Below are 14,958 nucleotides of genomic sequence, written 5' to 3' on the forward strand. Positions count from 1 at the left end.
TCCAGCCCTGACAGGGAACATACGAAATGACCACTTTTTCCCCCCGCGAGATCGTTTCCGAGCTCGATCGCTATATTGTCGGCCAGCATGAGGCCAAGCGCGCCGTGGCGATTGCGCTGCGCAACCGCTGGCGCCGCCAGCAGCTCGAGCCTGAGCTGCGCGACGAAGTCATGCCCAAGAATATTCTGATGATCGGCCCGACCGGTGTCGGTAAGACGGAAATCTCCCGCCGCCTCGCCAAGCTTGCCGGCGCGCCCTTCATCAAGGTCGAGGCCACCAAGTTTACCGAGGTTGGCTATGTCGGCCGTGATGTCGAACAGATCGTCCGCGATCTCGTCGAAGTCGGCATCGGCCTGGTGCGCGAAAAGAAGCGCGCCGAGGTACAGGCCAAGGCGCATATGAGCGCCGAAGAGCGCGTGCTCGATGCGCTGGTCGGCGCCACCGCCTCGCCGGCAACGCGCGACAGCTTCCGCAAGAAGCTGCGTGACGGCCAGCTCGACGATAAGGAAATCGAGATCGAAGTGGCCGATACCGGCTCCGGCATGCCCGGTGGCTTCGAAATCCCCGGCATGCCCGGCGCCAATATCGGCGTGCTCAATCTCTCCGAAATGTTCGGCAAGGCCATGGGCGGCCGTACCAAGAAGGTGCGCACGACGGTCAAGGATTCCTACAAGGAACTGATCCGCGACGAGTCCGACAAGCTGATCGACAACGAGGCGATTCAGCGCGAAGCCGTGCAATCCGCCGAAAATGACGGCATCGTCTTCCTCGATGAGATCGACAAGATCGCCGCCCGCGACGGCGGCATGGGGGCTGGCGTCTCCCGCGAAGGCGTACAGCGCGACCTGCTGCCGCTGGTCGAAGGCACGACGGTTTCGACGAAGTATGGTCCGGTCAAGACCGACCATATCCTCTTCATCGCTTCCGGCGCCTTTCATGTCTCGAAGCCTTCGGATCTTCTGCCGGAGTTGCAGGGCCGCCTGCCGATCCGCGTCGAGCTCCGTCCGCTGACCAAGGAGGATTTCCGCCGCATCCTCACCGAGCCGCAGGCAAGCCTCATCCGCCAGTACAAGGCGCTGATGGAAACGGAAGACCTGAAGCTCGACTTCACCGATGACGCGATCGATGCTCTGGCCGACGTCGCAGTGCATCTGAATTCCACCGTCGAGAATATCGGCGCCCGCCGCCTGCAGACGGTCATGGAGCGGGTCCTCGACGAGATCTCCTACAACGCCTCGGATCGCGCCGGCGTATCGATCACCATCGATGCCGCCTATGTCCGCGAGCATGTCGGCGATCTCGCAAGCAACACGGACCTGTCGCGCTTCATCCTGTAACAGGCAGGTGAAGGCGATCTAAACAGTAGACACTCGACAACAGGCCGTTAACTTTTTAGTTAAAGCGTGATGCCGAAAAGTGTATGCGGTTTTCGGGCGACATCACGCTCTACTTTTTTGATGCTAGAGCGGATTCAGATTTTAGGTCGACAGACCTAAAATCATCCGCTCTAGAGACTCGTTTCTTTGTGTCGGATGGCTTTATTCGGCCAAGATTATCCGTCAGGCAGCCGCACGGAAACATCGGTTGAAACTTCGACAGGACAGCCATCTTGCGACGCATACTGATCACTCTTCTTCTGGCGGTCGCCAGCTTCTCCTGGATCCCAGCCTACGCGGACGCAGCGACCGCGGTGCCCCCGGGCAACCGCAATGCCGAGCAGCCGCCGGTCCCCGGTGCCTCCGTCCGGCGTACGCGCGGCACGAATTCGACCTTCGAACGCAAATACCAGAAGGTCCGTGAACTGCTGGCGACCGACACCAAGCTGATGTCGAAGATCAAGTCGACGGCGCGGGCCTACGGTATCGATCCGATCCACATCATCGGCGCGCTCGTCGGCGAGCATACCTACAATGTCGATGCCTATGACGGTCTGCAGTCCTATTACGTCAAGGCTGCCTCCTATGCCGGCCAGAGCTTCCGCTTTGCCTACAATGGCGAAAATGTCGATGATTTCGTGGCCCGGCCGCAATTCGATGCCTGCAAGGGCAAGGGCGATTCCTACAGCCTCTGGACTTGCCGGGAAGACGTTTGGGAAGACGATTTCCGCGGCAAGACGGTCGGCGGCAAATCCTATCCCGACAATCGCTTCAGCGCAGTCTTCTTCCAGCCCTTCTATGCCGGCCAGACCTTCGGCCTCGGTCAGGTCAATCCGCTGACGGCGCTGGAGCTCTCCGATCTGGTCAGCCGCACCTCGGGCATCCCGAAGCTCAATGAAAAGGATGCGGGCGGCGTCTACAAGGCGATCATGGACCCGGACCTGTCGCTCGCCTTCGTCGCGGCCTCGATCCGCAAGTCGATCGACGACTATCGCTCGATTGCCGGCATGGATATCTCCGGCAATCCGGGCATCACCGCGACGCTCTACAATCTCGGCAACTCCCGCAAGCGTGCCGCTGCCCTTGCCGCCAAGAATCGCGGCTCTTCGCAGCCGGTCTGGCCGGAAGAAAATTACTACGGCTGGCTCATCAATGATAAGCTGAGCGACCTGAAGTCGCTTTTATAAGCGCGCAGCGCGGCGTTTTATCGTCTGGATTTCGCAGGCGGCGTTCCCCATATCGGACGGGTGCGCCGCTCCGCCGCCTTCATTCGAGCAATGCCGATTTCGAGGAGAGTTGATCATGGACATGATTCCGGAAGCCTTCTCCCCGCCGGCGCCCATCCCGCGCACCGTGCCGCCATCGCGCTTGACGATCATCCGCACGATCCTGCGCAATCCGCTCGAACTCTGGGGTGAGCCCTCCTATACGCTGCCCTGGATCAAGACCAAGTTCTTCAACGAGCGGACGCTGATCGTCAACGATCCCGGCCTGATCAAGCATGTTCTGGTCGACAATGCCGCCAATTACCGCATGTCCGATATTCGCCAGCTCGTGCTGCGGCCGATCCTGCGTGATGGTCTGCTGACGGCGGAAGGGGCTGTCTGGAAACGTTCGCGCAAGGCGGTCGCACCGGTGTTCACGCCGCGCCATGCTCAGGGCTTTGCCGGCCAGATGCTGAGCCAGAGCCTGGACTATGTGCAGAAATACGAGGGGGTTGGCGAGAAGGGCGCGGTGTTCGATATCGCTACCGACATGGCCGAACTGACCTTCGCCATTCTGGCGGAGACCTTGTTTTCCGGCGAGATCGCCACCGAAGGCGAGCATTTCGCTGATGAGGTCAATGAGCTCCTGCATCGCATGGGTAGAGTCGATCCCATGGATCTTTTGCGCGCCCCTGCCTGGGTGCCGCGCATCACCCGCATCGGCGGCCAGCGCGTGCTCGACAAATTTCGCGGCATCGTGCGCAACACGATGGATCAGCGCCTGGAAAAGATGCGCCGGGATCGCGCCAGTGCCCCGGATGATTTTCTGACGCTGCTTCTCGAAAAGGCCGGTCCCGACGGCCTGACGATGGAGGAGATCGAGGACAATATCCTCACCTTCATCGGCGCCGGTCATGAGACGACGGCCCGTGCGCTTGCCTGGACGCTCTATTGCGTCGCCAATAGCCCACATATTCGCCAGGCCATGGAAGAGGAAGTCGACCGCGTGCTCGCAACCGATGCAGAGCCGGTCGCCTGGCTCGATCTCATGCCGCATGTCCGCGCCGCTTTCGAGGAGGCGATGCGCCTCTATCCGCCAGCGCCGTCGATCAACCGCGCCGCCATCGCCGATGACGAATGGACGGGCGCCAAAGGTGAGCGCGTGACGATGGAGAAGGGCATCACCGTCCTGATCATGCCCTGGACGCTGCATCGCCACGAACTCTATTGGGAAAAGCCGCGCGCGTTCATGCCGGAGCGCTTCCTTCCGGAAAATCGCGGCAAGATCAACCGCTTCCAGTATCTGCCTTTCGGCGCCGGTCCGCGCGTCTGCATCGGCGCGACCTTCGCGCTGCAGGAAGCGGTCATTGCCCTAGCCGTTATGATGCGCCGCTTCCGCTTCGACCTGACGGAGGATACCAACCCCTGGCCGGTGCAGAAGCTGACGACGCAGCCCCGCGGAGGTCTGCCGATGCGGGTGAAGAGGCGATAGGACTGTTTTTGCCGCTTGCCAGCTAGCGGCCCGGCCCGGAAGGGTGCAATAACGACATCACAGTGCATTCAAGGCTGGATATTGTCGTGACGTCTCATTTCCTGCTCGGCATCGACACCGGTGGAACCTACACCGATGCCGTTCTCTTCCATGAAACCGATGGCGTGATCGCTAAGGCGAAATCATTGACCACGCGGCATGATCTGGCCGTCGGCATCGCCGGCGCCGTCGACGCCGTGATTGCTAAAGCCGAGATTCCCGTCTCAGCCATCGGTCTCGTGTCGCTGTCTACGACGCTTGCCACCAATGCGCTGGTGGAAGGGCAGGGCGGCCGTGCCGGTCTGATCATGATCGGCTTTGGCCCCGAGGATCTCAAGCGTGACGGTCTTGCGGAAGCACTGGGATCCGATCCGGTGCTCTATCTTCCCGGCGGCCATAATGTTCATGGCAACGAAAGCCCGCTCGATCTGGCGGCGTTGCTCGATGCGTTGCCGGAATTGGCGAAATCGGTGTCGTCCTTCGCCGTTGCCGGCTATTTCGCCGTGCGGAATCCGGCTCATGAGATCAAGGTGCGTGACTGTATTCGCGAGATCTCGCATCTGCCCGTCACCTGCAGCCATGAACTCTCGTCCAAATTGGGCGGGCCGCGCCGCGCCCTGACGACGCTGCTCAATGCCCGGCTCGTGTCGATGATCGATCGTCTCGTCGGTGCCTGCGAAGGGTTTCTGGCGACGCGTGGCATTTCCGCTCCGATGATGGTGGTGCGCGGCGATGGCGCCTTGATTTCAGCCGACGAGGCGAAGCTCCGGCCGATCGAAACGATCCTTTCGGGTCCGGCCGCAAGTCTCGTCGGCGCGCGTTATCTTACCGGTCTCGACAATGCGGTCGTTTCCGATATCGGCGGCACCACGACCGATGTCGCCGTCATGGAGGATGGCCGGCCGCGGCTCGATGCCGATGGCGCCGTGGTCGGAGGCTATCGCACCATGGTCGAGGCCGTCGCCATGCGCACCTATGGTCTCGGCGGCGATTCGGAAGTGAAGATCAATGACCGCGGCCTCGTCGCCGCCTTCGAACTCGGTCCGCGCCGCTTGCTGCCGCTCAGTCTCGCCGCTCACATGCATGGAGCTGTCGTGCTTGAAGTATTGGAGCAGCAGCTGCGAGCGACGCATCTTGCCCGCAATGCCGGGCGCTTTGCGCTCCGCACCGGCGTACCCGACCATCTTGCAAGCGGCCTCAGCGGCCCGGAGCAGGCGCTGTTCGATCGCATCGGCCCCGTCCCCGTTGCGCTCGACAAGCTTTTGACGATGACTTCGCAGAAGGCAACGCTGGATCGATTGGTGGCGCGCGGTCTCGTGCATCTGAGCGGCCTGACGCCTTCGGATGCCATGCATGCGCTCGGCCGACAGAGCCAGTGGAATACTGAGGCTGCCCGATCGGGATTGGCGCTGGCGATGCGGCTGAGGGACGGTTCCGGCCGTCCCATCGCCGAATCCATCGAGGAACTGGCGCAGAAGATCGTCGATCGCCTCACCCGCCAGTCGGCCGACGTCATCCTTGCCGCCTGCTTGGCCGAGGACGGCGTGGCCGATCTGAACCCGGCGAAATCCATCTCCATCGATCGTGCCCTTCGCCGCGCGCCGGGGATCGCCCGTTTTGCCATCTCGCTCGATCGGCCGCTGGTCGGCCTCGGCGCTTCCGCCCCGGTCTATTATCCTGCGATCGCGGAGATGCTGGCGACCGAGAGCGCCATCCCTGGTGATTCGGATGTGGCGAATGCCGTCGGTGCAGTGGTCGGCCAAGTGCGGGCCAGTGCCATCGTCTTCGTCACCATGCCGGAGGATGGCATCTATGTTCTGAACGGCGCCGGCGAGAGCCTGCGCTTTACCGACGAGAGCCGCAGTTTCGCCGATGCCCGCGCGCGGGCGGTCGAAGCTGCAATGGCGCAGGCAAGGCTGAATGGCGCCGTCGATCTCGTCGTAGCGATGGACGAGCAGGTGGATGCGCCGGAGGTGGAAGGCAGTCGCAAGCTGATCGAGGCCCGGTTCGTGGCGACCGCCAGCGGCCGTCCTCGCATCGCCACGGACTAATTATTTCTCCTATGGCATAAATCTTTCGAACCATTGCCAAATTGACAGAAGTGAAACCGTGAGCAAAGTGGCAACATGTAAAAATTGAGCCGTAGAACGGCCTTGAGGAGTATATGGCATGAGCCGCATTGAGAAACACGGGCTTCAGATCGAACAGGTCCTTTACGATTTCCTCGTCGAGGAGGCGCTACCCGGTTCGGGCGTCGATGCCGAAGCCTTCTTTGCCGGTTTTTCCAAAATCGTCCACGATCTCGCGCCGAGAAATCGTGAGCTTCTCGCCAAGCGGGACCGCATGCAGACAGCACTGGACGACTGGTATCGCAAGAACGGCGCCCCCGTCGATCTGGCCGCCTACGAAGCCTTCCTGCGCGAGATCGGTTACATTGTGCCCGAAGGCCCGGCTTTTACGATTTCGACCGCCGATGTCGATCCGGAAATCTCTCATATCGCCGGCCCGCAGCTCGTCGTTCCCGTCATGAATGCCCGCTATGCCCTGAACGCGGCCAATGCCCGCTGGGGATCGCTCTACGACGCCCTCTACGGCACCGATGCCATTCCCGAGACCGATGGTGCCGAAAAAGACAAGGGCTACAATCCCAAGCGCGGCGAGAAGGTCATCGCCTGGGTCCGGGATTTTCTTGATTCCACCGTGCCGCTTGATGGCGCGAGCTGGAAGGATGTTACCGGTTTTGCCGTGAAGGATGGCGCTTTGGCGATCGCGACCAAGGACGGCGCTGTAAAGCTCGCCGATGGCAGCCATTTCGCCGGCTATCTCGGCGGTGCCGCTGCCCCCACGCATATCCTGCTGAAGCAGAACGGCATCCATATCGAAATCGTCGTCGACACGAGCACGGCCATCGGCAAGACCGACCCGGCAGGCATTTCCGATGTCCGCCTGGAATCGGCAATCACGACGATCATGGATTGCGAGGATTCGATCGCAGCTGTCGATGCCGAGGACAAGGCGGAGGTCTATCGCAACTGGCTCGGCCTGATGAAGGGCGATCTGACCGAGGAAGTCGCCAAGGGCGGCAAGACGTTTACGCGCCGGCTCAATCCTGATGTCGCCTACACCGCGCCGGACGGCAGCACCTTCGATCTGCATTGCCGCTCTCTGATGCTGGTGCGCAATGTCGGCCACCTGATGACCAATCCGGCCATTCTCGACCGTGACGGCAACGAGGTGCCGGAGGGCATCATGGATGCCGCCATCACCGGCCTGATCGCGCTCTATGACATCGGTCCGAATGGCCGCCGTAAGAATTCACGCACCGGCTCGATGTATGTCGTCAAGCCGAAGATGCACGGCCCCGAAGAGGTCGCCTTCGCCGTCGATATCTTCACGCGCGTCGAAGACCTGCTCGGCATGCCCAGAAATACCATGAAGATGGGCATCATGGACGAGGAGCGCCGCACCACGGTCAACCTCAAGGAAGCCATCCGCGCCGCCCGTGAACGCGTCGTCTTCATCAATACCGGCTTCCTCGACCGCACCGGCGACGAGATCCATACCTCGATGGAAGCCGGCCCGATGATCCGCAAGGGCGACATGAAGCAGGCCCCCTGGATCGCCGCTTATGAGAACTGGAACGTCGATATCGGCCTGGAATGCGGCCTGTCGGGCCATGCCCAGATCGGCAAGGGCATGTGGGCGATGCCGGATCTCATGGCCGCCATGCTGGAGCAGAAGATCGCGCATCCCAAGGCCGGCGCCAACACCGCCTGGGTGCCGTCGCCGACGGCCGCGACTTTGCACGCCACCCATTATCATCGCGTCAACGTCGCCGAGGTGCAGAAGAGCCTGAAGAGCCGCGCTCGCGCCAAGCTCTCCGATATCCTCTCCGTGCCGGTCGCTTCGCGGCCGAATTGGACGCCGGAGGAAATCCAGCGCGAGATCGACAACAACAGCCAGGGTATCCTCGGCTACGTCGTGCGCTGGGTCGATCAGGGCGTCGGCTGCTCGAAGGTACCGGACATCAACAATGTCGGCCTGATGGAAGATCGCGCCACCCTGCGCATCTCGGCGCAGCATATGGCGAACTGGCTGCACCACAAGGTCATCAGCGAGGCGCAGATTGTCGAAACGATGAAGCGCATGGCCGCCGTGGTTGACCGGCAGAATGCCGGCGATCCCAATTACATCCCCATGTCGGGCAATTTCGAAGGCTCCGTCGCCTTTCAAGCGGCCCTCGATCTCGTCCTCAAGGGACGCGAGCAGCCGAGCGGCTATACCGAACCGGTCCTGCATCGCCGCCGCATCGAACTGAAGGCAAAGCAGGCGGGATAATCTCCTTCTCTCCGTCAGGGCCACCTCGATCCTTCGAGGCCGTGCCGTCCGGCTGACGTTTTGACGGCAAGGCGCCTCAGGATGAGGTGGAAGGGGTCTTGCGGCCAGGAAAAAGGTCAGCCCTCATCCTGAGGCGCGCTGCCAAAGGCGAAGCCTCGAAGGACGAGGGCGGGTGTGACGGTCGGGATCGATCCCAAGTCCCTCAAACAAAAAGCCGCCGGATACCGATCCGGCGGCCTTTCAATCCGAATATCCCGTGATTACTGGATCACGATAACCTTGGTGCTGCGGCCCGGAAGAACGCGGCTGTAAAGATCGATGACGTCCTGGTTGATCAGGCGGATGCAGCCCGAGGAGGCGGCGGTGCCGATCGAAGCCCATTCCGGCGTGCCGTGCAGGCGGAACAGCGTGTCCTGGCCCTTTTCGTTGTAGAGATACATGGCGCGCGCGCCGAGCGGGTTGGAAAGGCCCGGGTTCATGCCGCCATCGACATACTTGGCGATTTCCGGACGGCGAACAGCCATTTCCTTCGGCGGATGCCAATTCGGCCATTCCTGCTTCCAGGCAATATAGGCGGTGCCGGACCAGGAGAAGCCCTGCTTGCCGACGCCGATGCCGTAACGCATCGCTTCGCCATTGCCGAGGATGTAATAGAGATGACGCTCGCGCGTATTGACGATGATCGTGCCTTCGGCTTCATCCGTCTTGTATTGGACGATCTGACGGCGGAACTGCGGCTTCACCTTCTGGATCGGGATCGCCGGCAGCTGAAAGCCGTTGTCGGTCGTCACACCATAATCGCCATCGAAAGTCTTGATGGTCTCGGTAGCCGAATTTGCGGTGGCGGCCGGCGCTGCTGCTGCAGTGGTGGCGTAGCCAGCCGATACAAGCATTGCGACAAGGCCGAGTGCGGTCATAGCATTGCGTATGCGCATGAAAGTCTCTCGAAATTTCGTGGCGGGGAGCGGATGGCTATCAACCATCTTTGTCTACGGTTTATTTTCCATTAAACTTGGCTTTGCAAGCGGCTCTCGCCCTACAAAAATAGGGCCGGCGCGCAAATTAGAAGGACATGGTTTTTTTGCAACAACGCTTGGCCTGTCCCCGAGACAATTCATGACGATTTTGAACGTTTACAATAACAATCCGTTAATAGATGGCCGTCAGTCGGAGCGGGCCATGCTTGTACGCAAGGGCGTGCAACTATTACTGCACGACATGCGCCACGCAGTCCTGCCCGAGTTGCCGCTCGCCAGCGGGCGCCGCGCCGATCTCATCAGCCTTTCGGAGAAGGGCGAGATCTGGATCATCGAAATCAAGACTTCGATCGAGGATTTCCGCGTCGATCGCAAGTGGCCGGAATACCGGCAGCATTGCGACCGGATGTTCTTCGCGACACACAAGGATGTGCCGCTGGATATCTTCCCGGAGGATTGCGGGCTATTTCTGTCGGACGGCTACGGTGCCCACATGCTGCGCGAGGCGCCGGAACATCGGCTGCAGCCGGCGACGCGCAAGTCCGTGACGCTCAATTTCTCGCGTGCCGCCGCTCAGCGCCTGCTATTGGCCGAATGGGCAACGGGGAAGTCCTTCGCCGCCGAGTAGGTTTATTTCGGCGCCCGCTTGGCAAGGATGCGCTGCAAAGTGCGACGATGCATGTTGAGCCGCCGGGCGGTTTCGGAAACATTGCGCTCGCACATTTCATAGACGCGCTGGATATGCTCCCAGCGCACGCGATCCGCCGACATCGGATTTTCGGGCACCTCGGCCTTCTCGCCGGGACGCTGCGTCAGCGCCGCATAAACGTCGTCGGCATCGGCAGGCTTGGCGAGATAGTCGAGCGCGCCGAGCTTGACGGCGGTCACGGCGGTCGCGATGTTGCCATAGCCCGTCAGCACCACGATGTGCGTGTCGTCGCGCCGCTGGCGGATGGCTTCGATCACGTCGAGCCCGTTGCCGTCCCCGAGACGAAGATCGACCACGGCGTATTTCGGCGGGTTCGCCTTGGATCTGGCAACGCCTTCCGCCACGGATTCCGCCGTCTCGACCGCAAAGCCGCGTGCCTCCATTGCCCGCGCCAGCCGGCGCAGAAAGGGACCATCGTCATCGACGATCAGCAATGTGGCATCCGGGCCGATATGGGCCTCGGCATCCTTGGCCCCGACCTGCGGGGCAGCGCTTTCTCTATCCGTCATTTTATCTTCAATCCCGGCGACCATTCGCCTGCATATTCAACCGATTTTGACGATGGCAGTTTTAAGCCGCGAAAATCATTTTGTCGAATTACTGTCGATTAATACGCGCGGCCATTCGACGCGGACGCGTGCTCCCGGCGTTTCCGGATCGCGATTGCCGAAGGAAAGTGTGGCGCCCGAGCGTTCCAGCAGCGTCTTGGCAATGAAGAGCCCGAGGCCGAGGCCGCCTGCGGTATCGTCCCGCTGGCGGGAGGTGACATAGGGTTCACCGATGCGCGCCAGTATTTCCGGCGAGTACCCGCTGCCATCGTCCTCGATGATAATAGTCAGAGTTTCGGCGGTATAGTCCACCGTGACGGTCACAGTCTTGCGGGCATAGTCGACCGCATTTTCGATGAGGTTGCCGAGGCCGTACATGATGCCGGCATTGCGCGACAGAACAGGCTCGCCCGCTCGTGGGTTCTTCTCGATGAATTCCAGGTTGATCCCGAATTCGCGATGCGGCGCAATGATCTCTTCCATCATCGAGGACAGCGTCAGCCGCCGCATATGCGCCTCGTCCTCGGAGGAGAGCGTCGTGAGGCGTCGCAGGATGTCGCGGCAGCGCTCGCTCTGGCTGCGCAAGAGCGCCACGTCCTCGCGGAAGCGGTCATCCCCCCTGAGTTCGCGTTCCATTTCCTTGGCGACGACGCTGATCGTCGCAAGCGGCGTGCCGAGCTCGTGTGCCGCCGCTGCCGCCAGCCCGTCGAGCTGCGACAGGTGCTTTTCCCGCTGCAGCACCAGTTCAGTTGCCGAGAGCGCGTCGGCAAGCTGCGAGGCCTCCATGGAGACGCGATAGGCATAGAAGGCGGCAAAGGCCATGGTGGAGGCGATGGAGCACCAGACGCCAAGCTGCATGACGCTGTGCACATTGATAGAGACGCCCTCGTACCAGGGGAGCGGGAAGGGAGAGAAGGCAAGGCCGGTAATGCAGATCATCGCCAGCAGGATCAGCGGCATGCTGTAGCGGATCGGCTGCGAGGCGAAGGAGATGATGACCGGCACGCAGACCAGTGCCGAGAAAGGGTTGGCAAGACCGCCGGTGATCAGCAGCAGCCCGCAGAGCTGTAGAAGGTCGAGACCGAGCAGCGCAAAGGCCGCCGGCGGTTCCAGCCGGTGGGTGGGCGGATAGCGCAGCGTCAGGAAGAAGTTGATCCAGGCAAGGCAGGCGATCAGCACGCAGCAGGGCAGGAGCGGCATGGGAAATTTCAGCCAGAAGGCGACGATCATGACCGTCACCGTCTGGCCGCCGACCGCAAGCCAGCGCAGGCGCACCAGCGTCTGCAGCCTCAGCCGCCGGCTGGTATGGTGGCCCTCCTGCGCCTTCATCTCGGCCTCGGAGAGTTTTTCCAGTCCCCGGAAGAAGCGTGCCATCGTCAGGTCCCCCTCGGCTTGGCGCGTGTGGTCGGCAAGGCTTCGGCCGGATCTTCCGGCCAGGGATGCCTTGGGTAACGCCCGCGCATGTCTGCGCGCACATCCTTCCAGGAGCCGGCCCAGAAGCCCGGCAGGTCGCGCGTCGTCTGGATCGGGCGATGTGCCGGCGATGTCAATTCCAGCACCAGCGGCAACCGGCCGCCACCGATCGCCGGATGCTGCTTCAGCCCGAAGAGCTCCTGCACGCGAATGGTGAGCAGCGGCTCCTCGCCGTCATATTGTATAGGATGGCGCTGACCGGTCGGCGCCTCGAAATGCGTCGGCGCCATCCGGGCGAGATCGCGCTGCAGCTCATGCGGCACGAGAGACATGAGCCCGTTGGAGAGCCCGCCGGCCGAGATATCGGAAATGCCGCGTGCGTCGGGCTGAAACGGCGTGAACCATTCATCGAGCCTTGCAAGCAGCGCCTCGTCGCTCATGTCGGGCCAGGGTTCGCCGATCGTCCTGTATAAGAAGCCGATCCTGTCTCGCAGCTGCATCGCTTCCTTGGAGAAAGGCAGAACACCGATCCCGAGTTCGCGAATGCCGTCGGCGAGCGCCTTGGTGGCCTGTTCGCCGGTGGGCCGCGGCAGGGGTGTTTCCTCGAAGATGATGGCGCCGAGCCGCGTCGCTCGTCGTGCGCGCACCTGACGGCTCTCTTTGTCGAAAAAGCTCTGCTCTTCGGTGCGGATCTCGCCCGGCAAATGTTCTTCGACACCGGCGCGGGAAATCTCTGCGGCTGCGAGAATGCGCGCCTGCGCCGCACGGCCGGTCAGGTCGGCGATGACGAGCATCTGCGATCCCGCCAGCCGCTCGGTCTCCGTCAGTTCCGCACCGCGCCCATTGGCCATGACGAATCGTCCCCGGCCGCCGCGCTGCAGCGCGATTCGATCGGGAAAGGCATGCAGCAGCAGCGCCCCGGCAGGCGGCGGAATGGAAGCGGCGGAACCGCCATTGCCGCCGGCAGCCTGAGCGAGACGCGCCGCCAGCCGGCGCGCCGCATCGGCTCGTTCGCCTTTCTCAGTCTTGAAGCGCCGCAACCGGTCTTCCAGATCGATGCTCTGGCCGCCAAGCCCCTGTTCCGTCAGCAGCACAGCAAGCAGCGCGGCCTCGCGCGCCTGGCCGAATTCGCCAGCCGAGATCACCATGGCTGCCAGCCGTGGAGGTAGAGCGAGCTCGCGCATCAGCCGGCCGCGCGTCGTCAGCCCGTTTTCCGCGTCGAGCGCTCCCAGCTGCCGCAGTAAGGTCCGTGCCTCGGAGAGCGTCGTCGCAGGTGGCTGGTCGACGAAAGAAAGCGTTGCCGGATCCTGCACGCCCCAATGGGCAAGATCGAGCGCCAGGCCCGAAAGGTCGCTGGTAAGGATCTGCGGCGGCGTAAAGGTTGGAAGCGCCGCCGTCTGGCCCGGGTGCCACAGGCGGATGACGATGCCCGGCTCGGTTCGCCCGGCGCGGCCGGCGCGCTGATCGGCCGAGGCACGCGACACGCGCACCGTTTCGAGCCGTGTAATGCCGGTCGAAGCCTCGAAGACAGGCAGGCGCTGCAGGCCGCTATCGATGACGATGCGGACGCCATCGATGGTGATGGAAGTTTCGGCGATCGAGGTGGCAAGCACGATCTTGCGCGTGCCTTGGGCAGCGGGCCTTATCGCCGCATCCTGTTCCTTCTGGCTGAGATTGCCATAGAGCGGCGCAATCATCGTCTCCGGCCCGAACCGGCCTTCCAGCCGCTCCACCGTGCGGGTGATTTCCGCCTGACCGGGCAGGAAGGCGAGGATGGAACCCTGTTCGCCCGCATGCGCATTGAGAATCGCCCGCGTCACCGTATCCTCGATCCGCTCTCCCGCCGGGCGATCCTGATGGCGGATATCGATCGGAAAACTGCGGCCCATGCTCTCGATCACGGGCGGATGGTCGAGGAGTTCAGCGACACGCTCGACATCCAGCGTCGCCGACATCACGAGGATGCGCAGATCCTCTCGCAATGCCGATTGCACGTCGAGCGCCAGCGCCAGACCGAAATCCGCATCCAGCGAGCGCTCGTGGAATTCGTCGAAGATGACGGTGGAGATGCCGGAAAGTTCCGGGTCGTCGAGGATCATCCGCGCGAACACGCCCTCCGTCACCACCTCGATGCGGGTCTTGGCGGAGATGCGGTTATCGAGCCGCATGCGGTAGCCGACGGTATCGCCGACCTGCTCGTTCAGCAGCGAGGCCATACGGGCAGCAGCGGCCCTTGCCGCCAGCCGCCGCGGTTCCAGAAGAATGATCCTGCCATCGCCGCGCCACTCCTGCCCTAAGAGATAAAGCGGCACCAGCGTCGTCTTGCCGGCGCCGGGCGCCGCAGAAAGCACGGCACGCCGCTCCCCGGAGAGTGCTGCACCGATATCGGCAAGCACATGAGAGACCGGTAGCTCCGGCAATGAAGGCATTCTATATATCACGCCGGCTGGCTCCGCATATGTTTATGGGCGAAAGCTGGCGCTTGGCAGTTCGACGCGGCCTCTGCCACCTTTTATCGAGAAGCACCATATCCGCTCTCTTCAATCTCTCGATGTCTATTAGGTCGCGGGTGTCCGGCTGGCAATGAGAGGCGGCTCCGATGCCTGCAACAAGGCGCAAGTAGCTCTTTGGGAGCACCGATCAGGACGATTCCGACAGTCGGCGCAAAATAAATCCCGAAATTGCGGCCTCTCATAGAAAAACTCTCCGTAATTTCTGGCGTGCTTACAAAACATTGTTATGTTTCAGTGGGTTACAAAAATGTCAGAATTTTTACAGCTGGAGTGTTGACTTGGTTCGGAGGTAGGGTCTATAAGCCCGATCACTGACGAGGGCGGCGGCGCTGCTGGCGACGAAGTTTC

10 protein-coding genes are annotated in these 14,958 nt (G+C 62.1%); 6 read left to right on the plus strand and 4 right to left on the minus strand.

The window, feature by feature from the left end; all coding sequences use genetic code 11:
• Positions 1 to 26: 26 nt before the first annotated feature.
• The 5 genes from hslU (at position 27) to C7U61_RS19300 (ending at position 8,450) form a co-directional block, all read left to right on the plus strand.
• Positions 27 to 1,337: an ATP-dependent protease ATPase subunit HslU gene (hslU, locus tag C7U61_RS19280; RefSeq protein ID WP_106999670.1), complete on the plus strand. Its 1,311-nt coding sequence runs from the start codon at positions 27 to 29 to the stop codon at positions 1,335 to 1,337.
• 272 nt (positions 1,338 to 1,609) lie between these two features.
• Positions 1,610 to 2,563: a DUF1402 family protein gene (locus tag C7U61_RS19285; protein ID WP_106999671.1), complete on the plus strand. Its 954-nt coding sequence runs from the start codon at positions 1,610 to 1,612 to the stop codon at positions 2,561 to 2,563.
• Between the two features lie 115 nt (positions 2,564 to 2,678).
• A complete protein-coding gene (locus tag C7U61_RS19290) occupies positions 2,679 to 4,073 on the plus strand; it encodes a cytochrome P450 (RefSeq protein WP_106999672.1) in 1,395 nt (464 codons plus the stop codon).
• A gap of 86 nt (positions 4,074 to 4,159) precedes the next feature.
• Entirely contained in the window at positions 4,160 to 6,163 is a 2,004-nt protein-coding gene (locus tag C7U61_RS19295) for a hydantoinase/oxoprolinase family protein (protein ID WP_106999673.1), read from the plus strand.
• A gap of 118 nt (positions 6,164 to 6,281) precedes the next feature.
• A complete protein-coding gene (locus tag C7U61_RS19300) occupies positions 6,282 to 8,450 on the plus strand; it encodes a malate synthase G (RefSeq protein ID WP_106999674.1) in 2,169 nt (722 codons plus the stop codon).
• 260 nt (positions 8,451 to 8,710) lie between these two features.
• Here the strand turns inward: C7U61_RS19300 and C7U61_RS19305 are convergent, their stop codons facing one another.
• On the minus strand, positions 8,711 to 9,385 hold the full coding sequence (locus C7U61_RS19305; RefSeq protein ID WP_106999691.1) for a L,D-transpeptidase: 675 nt from the start codon (positions 9,383 to 9,385) through the stop codon (positions 8,711 to 8,713).
• A gap of 181 nt (positions 9,386 to 9,566) precedes the next feature.
• Between C7U61_RS19305 and C7U61_RS19310 the strand changes: the two genes are divergently transcribed.
• Positions 9,567 to 10,055, plus strand: a complete 489-nt coding sequence (locus C7U61_RS19310; RefSeq protein WP_106999675.1) for an MmcB family DNA repair protein — start codon at positions 9,567 to 9,569, stop codon at positions 10,053 to 10,055.
• A 2-nt stretch (positions 10,056 to 10,057) separates the two neighbouring features.
• Here the strand turns inward: C7U61_RS19310 and C7U61_RS19315 are convergent, their stop codons facing one another.
• The 3 genes from C7U61_RS19315 to hrpB form a co-directional block, all read right to left on the minus strand.
• The gene (locus C7U61_RS19315; protein ID WP_106999692.1) at positions 10,058 to 10,645 is read right to left on the minus strand and encodes an ActR/PrrA/RegA family redox response regulator transcription factor; all 588 of its coding nucleotides are present in this window, start codon (positions 10,643 to 10,645) and stop codon (positions 10,058 to 10,060) included.
• A gap of 75 nt (positions 10,646 to 10,720) precedes the next feature.
• Positions 10,721 to 12,013: an ActS/PrrB/RegB family redox-sensitive histidine kinase gene (locus C7U61_RS19320; RefSeq protein WP_181315881.1), complete on the minus strand. Its 1,293-nt coding sequence runs from the start codon at positions 12,011 to 12,013 to the stop codon at positions 10,721 to 10,723.
• A 47-nt stretch (positions 12,014 to 12,060) separates the two neighbouring features.
• Positions 12,061 to 14,526, minus strand: coding sequence for an ATP-dependent helicase HrpB (gene hrpB, locus C7U61_RS19325; protein ID WP_106999677.1), 2,466 nt, complete (start codon positions 14,524 to 14,526; stop codon positions 12,061 to 12,063).
• Positions 14,527 to 14,958 lie beyond the last annotated feature (432 nt).

Origin of the sequence: Rhizobium sp. JAB6 (assembly GCF_003024605.1) — a bacterium.
Lineage (GTDB): Bacteria > Pseudomonadota > Alphaproteobacteria > Rhizobiales > Rhizobiaceae > Rhizobium.

What these genes read in the sequence shown, in the direction of transcription:
- hrpB (WP_106999677.1), bottom strand. Translation starts at nt 14,526, where the DNA reads ATGCCTTCATTGCCGGAGCTACCGGTCTCTCATGTGCTTGCCGATATC.
- C7U61_RS19310 (WP_106999675.1), top strand. Translation starts at nt 9,567, where the DNA reads ATGACGATTTTGAACGTTTACAATAACAATCCGTTAATAGATGGCCGT.
- C7U61_RS19320 (WP_181315881.1), bottom strand. Translation starts at nt 12,013, where the DNA reads ATGAAGGCGCAGGAGGGCCACCATACCAGCCGGCGGCTGAGGCTGCAG.
- C7U61_RS19300 (WP_106999674.1), top strand. Translation starts at nt 6,282, where the DNA reads ATGAGCCGCATTGAGAAACACGGGCTTCAGATCGAACAGGTCCTTTAC.
- C7U61_RS19315 (WP_106999692.1), bottom strand. Translation starts at nt 10,645, where the DNA reads ATGACGGATAGAGAAAGCGCTGCCCCGCAGGTCGGGGCCAAGGATGCC.
- C7U61_RS19305 (WP_106999691.1), bottom strand. Translation starts at nt 9,385, where the DNA reads ATGCGCATACGCAATGCTATGACCGCACTCGGCCTTGTCGCAATGCTT.
- C7U61_RS19290 (WP_106999672.1), top strand. Translation starts at nt 2,679, where the DNA reads ATGGACATGATTCCGGAAGCCTTCTCCCCGCCGGCGCCCATCCCGCGC.
- hslU (WP_106999670.1), top strand. Translation starts at nt 27, where the DNA reads ATGACCACTTTTTCCCCCCGCGAGATCGTTTCCGAGCTCGATCGCTAT.